Origin of the sequence: Eubacterium sp. MSJ-13 (assembly GCF_018918235.1) — a bacterium.
GTDB lineage: Bacteria > Bacillota > Clostridia > Lachnospirales > Lachnospiraceae > Butyribacter.
Genome location: NZ_JAHLQE010000054.1, coordinates 1 through 5,591, shown reverse-complemented (window position 1 = coordinate 5,591; position 5,591 = coordinate 1). Strand labels below are relative to the sequence as shown.

Below are 5,591 nucleotides of genomic sequence, written 5' to 3'. Positions count from 1 at the left end.
CTGCGCACACTTGACACAAATCTTATATGTGAAATATATTATATTTCACATTATGCACCAAAGAATGTGTGCAGAAAAGAGGTTTTATTATGGAATTTACAACATTAAGTAACGGAGTGAAGATGCCACTTCTCGGTTTTGGAGTTTTTCAGGTGCCTGAGCATGATGTATGTGAAAAGGCTGTTTTGGATGCTATTGCGAGTGGGTATCGTCTTATTGATACAGCAGCAGCTTATATGAATGAGGAGGCAGTCGGAGCAGCTATCGCAAAGTGTGGTGTGCCTAGAGAAGAACTTTTTGTTACAACTAAGCTTTGGGTTCAGGATGCAAGCTATGAGGGTGCGAAAGCGGCTGTTGAGAGGTCACTTAAAAAACTTGGAATGGATTATCTTGACCTTTATCTTATCCATCAGCCAATGGGTGATTACTACGGTGCATACCGTGCTATGGAGGAGATGTATAAGGAGGGCAAGTTAAAAGCAATCGGTGTCTGCAATTTTTATCCTCATGTGCTTACAGATTTCTGTGAGACAGTTGAGATTAAACCTATGGTAAATCAGGTGGAGCTTCATCCATTCTTCCAGCAGGAAAATGCACTTGGCATTATGAAAGAATACGGTGTTGTGCCTGAGGCATGGGGACCGTTTGCAGAGGGAAACCATGGAATATTTACACATCCTGTTCTTGCCGCTATAGGAGAGAAATATGGAAAGACACCTGCACAGGTAGCACTCAGATGGAATGTGCAGAGGGGTGTTGTGGTAATACCTAAGTCAGTCCACAAAGACCGCATGGAGCAGAACATGGATGTATTTGATTTCGAGATTTCAGATGATGATATGAAAGAAATCTCAAAACTTGACCTCGGACATAGTGAGATAGTAGATCATTCAAATCCTGAGTTTGTAAAGATGCTTCACGGACTTAAGGTGCATGATTAAAAAAGGTAAGTGATGCAGGATTTAGAAAACTGCATAGAAATATGATGATAAATGGCATTAGTCAGGGGCAAAAGGTATTTTGCCCCAACATCATTTATAAAAAATAAGAGCTTTGATTCAAAAAAGATATTGAAACAAAGCTCTTTTATGGTTTTATTTTAAATTAAATAATAAAAAGTTTTTGGTTAAAAAAATTGGCGGATGCCTGAACATAAATTAAAAATTACTTCCATTCCAGCCCCAGTCGGCTATACCCTGATATGTGACATATACATTCTGTCCCGGAATGTCAAGTTCATCTGCAAAAATCTGACATATCTTTGCGGTCATGTCATTGCTCTGTGCTGGATTTATCTTACCGAATACACGGACAGAAACGAAAGCACCTTTGTCTAATTTGTTGCCGCCCATATAAAGGCTGTAATCATCCTTAAAACCTACCATAAGGAAACTTTCTGTTTTTCCTAATGTGCCTATAGCCTGTCCTAATTTCTGTTTGATGGTTTCCTCTTTCTCAGGTGAGAGGGAAACAGTTACTTTTGAATCAATAAATGGCATAGTAAAACCTTCTTTCTGCATATAAATGCTGTTGTTGAAGCGGATTATCCACTTTTTATTAAGTGTAAGGAAAAAGGGATTTTAAGTCAAGGGGATTTATTTTCATAGATAAAATATTAAAAATCGTATGTGTATATTTTGCTTGTTTTTAGCTTGATATTAAAAGCAGGCCTTAAGAATTTCAGCAAACTCCTCAATATAATATCCGGAATTATCTTTTTTCCAAAATGCACAATATACTTTTTTGACAGGGGATTTTTTTCTTACAAGCGGTATTCTGCTGACGGACGTGTCAAACCAGACCTGTTCACCAATCACATCTACAGGCATATATCCCTGTCCTGTTATAATTTTAAGTCTTGCCTCCTGCATGGTGTCTGCAAAGAGAAAATCCCCCTGCAATCCGATTATATTTTCGTAATAATCTTGTTCTTCCTTTTGTCCGGTCTGGTTGATCACAAGAATACAAGGTGTATTTTTTAAGTCATCTATTTCAAGTGCACTTAATCTGCTAAGTGGATTTTTGGAAGAAAGTTCAATATAAATCTTGCTTTCTGCAAGAATTTCATTATTATATGCGTCGGAAAAGGCACGCCTTTGGTCATTGATTGCAAGGTCAACAGAGTTATTTTCCATTGCGTGATACAATTCCTCATGACTTCCAACCATGATTTTTACATCTACGGCAGGGTATTTTTCGGAAAATAAAGCAATCGCTTCTGAGAGTTCATTTCCGTGATAACCTTTATAGTAGCCGATTCGCAAAACGGCATTATTATTGTCTGCAATTTTCTTAGTTTCACGGACAAGTTGTTTTAAATCTCCTGATATGATAAGGCTTTTGCGATAAAAATGTTCTCCGGCAGGAGTCAGGGAAAATGTGCGGTTATGCCGCTCTAAAAGTTTTACTCCGAGTTCGTCTTCTAATTTTTTTATCTGCTGGGAAATGGCAGACTGCGAGACATTGCACTGTTCGGCAGCTAGATAAAAATTCCCATTTTCGATTACAGCCTGTAAGTATTCAATTTGACGCAGCAACATAATTATATCTCTCCTTTTTAGTAGTCTTTTATGCAGTTAATGTACTTTCAATTTCCGTTGCGGAACTTTTTTGGTGTGGTATTATAATATTTATGGAAAATTTCACAAAAGTAACTTGTATTTGAAAATCCACACGCATAGGCTATCTCAGTAATAGATATAGTTGTATTTCTGAGAAGAAAAATTGACTTTTCTAAGCGATAGTGGTTTACATACAGCATTGGTGATGTAGTTAAATATCTTTGAAAAAGTGATGTGCATTTTGTTTTACAACAATTTCCAGCGGAAGAAGTGTCATAGGATTTAAATAATTTTCTATAAAATAATTGTTTGCAGAAAGGAGCAGTGGAGATAACAGAATACAGATAAAAAGGCACTCATTATGCGTATTGGAGTAACCATAATGACAACAGCGGCTGTTTACAAAAATTCCATCTCCTGTCTGTAAGAAAATTTTCTGTCCATTGACATCATAAGACATTTGTCCATTTAAAATTAGAATAAATTCCAGATCGTCATGCCAGTGACTAACGGCACGATAATCAGGATAGTGTGAAAGCTTTTCCTTTTTTATATACACAGGGAAATCCGGATGATTATAAGTTACATTTTCAGAGTAATCTGAATTTAACACAATATCTATATATTTATTGTTCATACAAACCTCCTGATTGCGAACGATTGTTATATAATTATGGCAGATTTTTATATAAAAATCAATTAATATGGAGTATCTTAATAAAAGAAGTAAGATGTCGGTATTGTCTGGTGTTTTTACAGGAGTTATTATTATTTTGCTGATACCGGGAATACTACATTTTACAAGTCTGTCAGTTACGGCTTCAGGATATCTGAAATATGTGCTGTTTATGAGCAGCTATTATGTTGTTGGTAAGTCAATCAATGCAATGACTATTGGAGAAATTTTTCCTGCCGGTGGTGACACAAAATTTGGATTAAAATGTGATACAATTACTATGTGGTGCTTTGCAGTTCCTCTTGGCTGTCTGGTGGCATTTATACTGAAATTACCGATACCAATAGTATATTTACACTGAATCTCGATGAGATTGTAAAACTGCCGGCAGTGTTTAGACACTATAAAAAATATAAGTGGGTAAAAAATTTAACAGAAATGGAGAAATAAATTATGGACATGAGAAAAAGAAGAGATATGCAGCTTTTGTATGTCAGTGATAATGCGGTTATGGAAGAACAGAGTGTGTGCAGAAAAAAATTGCAAAAACTTAATTTTATGGATCGTTCCGATTTTGATGGAATTGCAGAAACCGTAAAAGACATTTTTGGAAAAACAGGTAAAGAATGTGCGGTCAATCCGCCATTTTATTGTGATTATGGCTCTCATATAGAGGTGGGAGAAAATTTCTTTGCAAACTATAATTGCACCATTATAGATGTGGCAAGTGTAAGGATTGGAGAGAATTGTTTTATGGCTCCCAATGTAGCCATTTATACAGCAGGACATCCGGTCCATCCGGATACACGCAATTCCATGTTTGAATATGGAAAAGAAGTGACAATCGGAGACAATGTGTGGATAGGCGGCAACAGCGTTATTTGTCCTGGAGTACATATTGGAAGTAATGTGGTTATTGGAGCAGGAAGTGTGGTGACGAAAGATGTTCCAGATTGGTCGATTGCTGCTGGAAATCCATGCCGGGTGATTCGTAAAATTACAGAGGACGATAGAAGAAAAGTATTTCATACTGAAGAAATTGATGATGAAGCATGGGAAGAAATCTGCAAAAAGCAGTGACAGGAGAAAATGAGAAATGAAATTCGATTATCAAAAGACAACATATGCCTGTTTTATAGGATATATAGTACAGGCAATTGTGAATAGTTTTGTTCCTCTGTTGTTTGTTACTTTTCAGAAGAGTTATAATATTCCATTGACCCAGATTACATTGCTTATTACAGTAAACTTTATGATACAGTTGCTAATTGATATGTTGTCAGCGGGCTTTATAGATAAAATAGGTTACAGGGCGTCCGTCATAATAGCTCATATATGTGCAGCACTTGGTCTGGCATTATTAACGGTTCTTCCTGAGATAACACCGAATCCTTTTATCGGAATATTGATAGCTGTGTTTGTGTACGCAATCGGAGGAGGGCTCATAGAGGTGTTGATCAGTCCGATTATTGAAGCATGTCCGACAGATAACAAGGAAGCGGCGATGAGTCTTTTACATTCTTTTTATTGCTGGGGATGTACGGGTGTTGTACTTATTTCCACAATATTTTTTACAATAATGGGTATTAATCACTGGAAGGTACTTACACTGCTTTGGACAATCATTCCTATCGGGAATCTGATTCTTTTTACGAAGGTTCCGATATATAGCCTTATGAGCGAAGAAGAAAAGGGAATGAGTCTCAGAGAGCTTTTTCATGAAAAAATATTTTGGATTCTTATGATTATGATGGTATGTTCAGGAGCTTCTGAACAGGCGGTAAGCCAGTGGGCATCGACTTTTGCTGAGGAAGGGCTTGGTATTACAAAGACACTTGGAGATCTTGTTGGACCGATGTCATTTTCAATACTTATGGGACTTTCGAGACTTATTTATGGTAAATATGGAGACAGACTTGATCTAGACAGGTTTATGAAGTTAAGTTGTGTTCTTTGTATAGTATCATATCTTTGTATATCTCTTATTCCAATACCGATGGTTGAGCTGATTGGATGCGGAATCTGTGGTTTTTCCGTAGGGATTATGTGGCCGGGCACTTTTAGCAAGGCATCGGCTGCACTAAGGAGAGGGGGAACATTACTTTTTGCTATGCTTGCTTTGGCGGGGGATCTTGGATGTTCTGGTGGACCGACACTGGTGGGTTTTGTGTCAAGTGCAGTGGGAAATATGAGAATGGGGATACTTGCCGGAATAATATCACCTGTTATTTTATTTGCCGGAATATATGCTTTATGTCAAGGAAAGAAGGTTTAAGGAAATTATGACACTCATTGTAAGTAACAGTTCAGCCATAAAATGAACAACTGGATATAGCACCGGCTAGAAAATAGCC

8 protein-coding genes are annotated in these 5,591 nt (G+C 37.1%); 4 read left to right on the top strand and 4 right to left on the bottom strand.

The window, feature by feature from the left end:
- Positions 1-89: 89 nt before the first annotated feature.
- The gene (locus KQI69_RS03465; RefSeq protein WP_216563896.1) at positions 90-941 is read left to right on the top strand and encodes an aldo/keto reductase; all 852 of its coding nucleotides are present in this window, start codon (positions 90-92) and stop codon (positions 939-941) included.
- A 216-nt stretch (positions 942-1,157) separates the two neighbouring features.
- On the opposite strand, the gene KQI69_RS03460 is transcribed toward KQI69_RS03465, so the two are convergent.
- The 4 genes from KQI69_RS03460 to KQI69_RS03445 form a co-directional block, all read right to left on the bottom strand.
- The gene (locus tag KQI69_RS03460; RefSeq protein ID WP_216563895.1) at positions 1,158-1,499 is read right to left on the bottom strand and encodes a phenylpyruvate tautomerase MIF-related protein; all 342 of its coding nucleotides are present in this window, start codon (positions 1,497-1,499) and stop codon (positions 1,158-1,160) included.
- A gap of 159 nt (positions 1,500-1,658) precedes the next feature.
- Positions 1,659-2,540: a LysR family transcriptional regulator gene (locus KQI69_RS03455; protein WP_216563894.1), complete on the bottom strand. Its 882-nt coding sequence runs from the start codon at positions 2,538-2,540 to the stop codon at positions 1,659-1,661.
- Between the two features lie 47 nt (positions 2,541-2,587).
- Positions 2,588-2,761, bottom strand: coding sequence for a helix-turn-helix transcriptional regulator (locus tag KQI69_RS10630; RefSeq protein ID WP_216563893.1), 174 nt, complete (start codon positions 2,759-2,761; stop codon positions 2,588-2,590).
- A gap of 11 nt (positions 2,762-2,772) precedes the next feature.
- A complete protein-coding gene (locus KQI69_RS03445; RefSeq protein WP_216563892.1) occupies positions 2,773-3,198 on the bottom strand; it encodes a cupin domain-containing protein in 426 nt (141 codons plus the stop codon).
- 94 nt (positions 3,199-3,292) lie between these two features.
- Here KQI69_RS03445 and KQI69_RS03440 point away from each other — a divergent pair, with 94 nt between their 5' ends.
- The 3 genes from KQI69_RS03440 to KQI69_RS03430 all read left to right on the top strand — a co-directional run bounded on the left by KQI69_RS03440 (position 3,293) and on the right by KQI69_RS03430 (position 5,512).
- A complete protein-coding gene (locus KQI69_RS03440; protein WP_216563891.1) occupies positions 3,293-3,598 on the top strand; it encodes a hypothetical protein in 306 nt (101 codons plus the stop codon).
- Between the two features lie 92 nt (positions 3,599-3,690).
- Positions 3,691-4,317: a sugar O-acetyltransferase gene (locus KQI69_RS03435; protein WP_216563890.1), complete on the top strand. Its 627-nt coding sequence runs from the start codon at positions 3,691-3,693 to the stop codon at positions 4,315-4,317.
- 16 nt (positions 4,318-4,333) lie between these two features.
- Positions 4,334-5,512, top strand: coding sequence for a sugar MFS transporter (locus KQI69_RS03430; protein WP_216563889.1), 1,179 nt, complete (start codon positions 4,334-4,336; stop codon positions 5,510-5,512).
- Positions 5,513-5,591 lie beyond the last annotated feature (79 nt).

Excerpts from the sequence above, each read along its gene's own strand:
- KQI69_RS03460 (WP_216563895.1), bottom strand. The coding sequence starts at position 1,499 with ATGCCATTTATTGATTCAAAAGTAACTGTTTCCCTCTCACCTGAGAAA.
- KQI69_RS03465 (WP_216563896.1), top strand. The coding sequence starts at position 90 with ATGGAATTTACAACATTAAGTAACGGAGTGAAGATGCCACTTCTCGGT.
- KQI69_RS03430 (WP_216563889.1), top strand. The coding sequence starts at position 4,334 with ATGAAATTCGATTATCAAAAGACAACATATGCCTGTTTTATAGGATAT.
- KQI69_RS10630 (WP_216563893.1), bottom strand. The coding sequence starts at position 2,761 with ATGCTGTATGTAAACCACTATCGCTTAGAAAAGTCAATTTTTCTTCTC.
- KQI69_RS03445 (WP_216563892.1), bottom strand. The coding sequence starts at position 3,198 with ATGAACAATAAATATATAGATATTGTGTTAAATTCAGATTACTCTGAA.
- KQI69_RS03440 (WP_216563891.1), top strand. The coding sequence starts at position 3,293 with ATGTCGGTATTGTCTGGTGTTTTTACAGGAGTTATTATTATTTTGCTG.
- KQI69_RS03455 (WP_216563894.1), bottom strand. The coding sequence starts at position 2,540 with ATGTTGCTGCGTCAAATTGAATACTTACAGGCTGTAATCGAAAATGGG.
- KQI69_RS03435 (WP_216563890.1), top strand. The coding sequence starts at position 3,691 with ATGGACATGAGAAAAAGAAGAGATATGCAGCTTTTGTATGTCAGTGAT.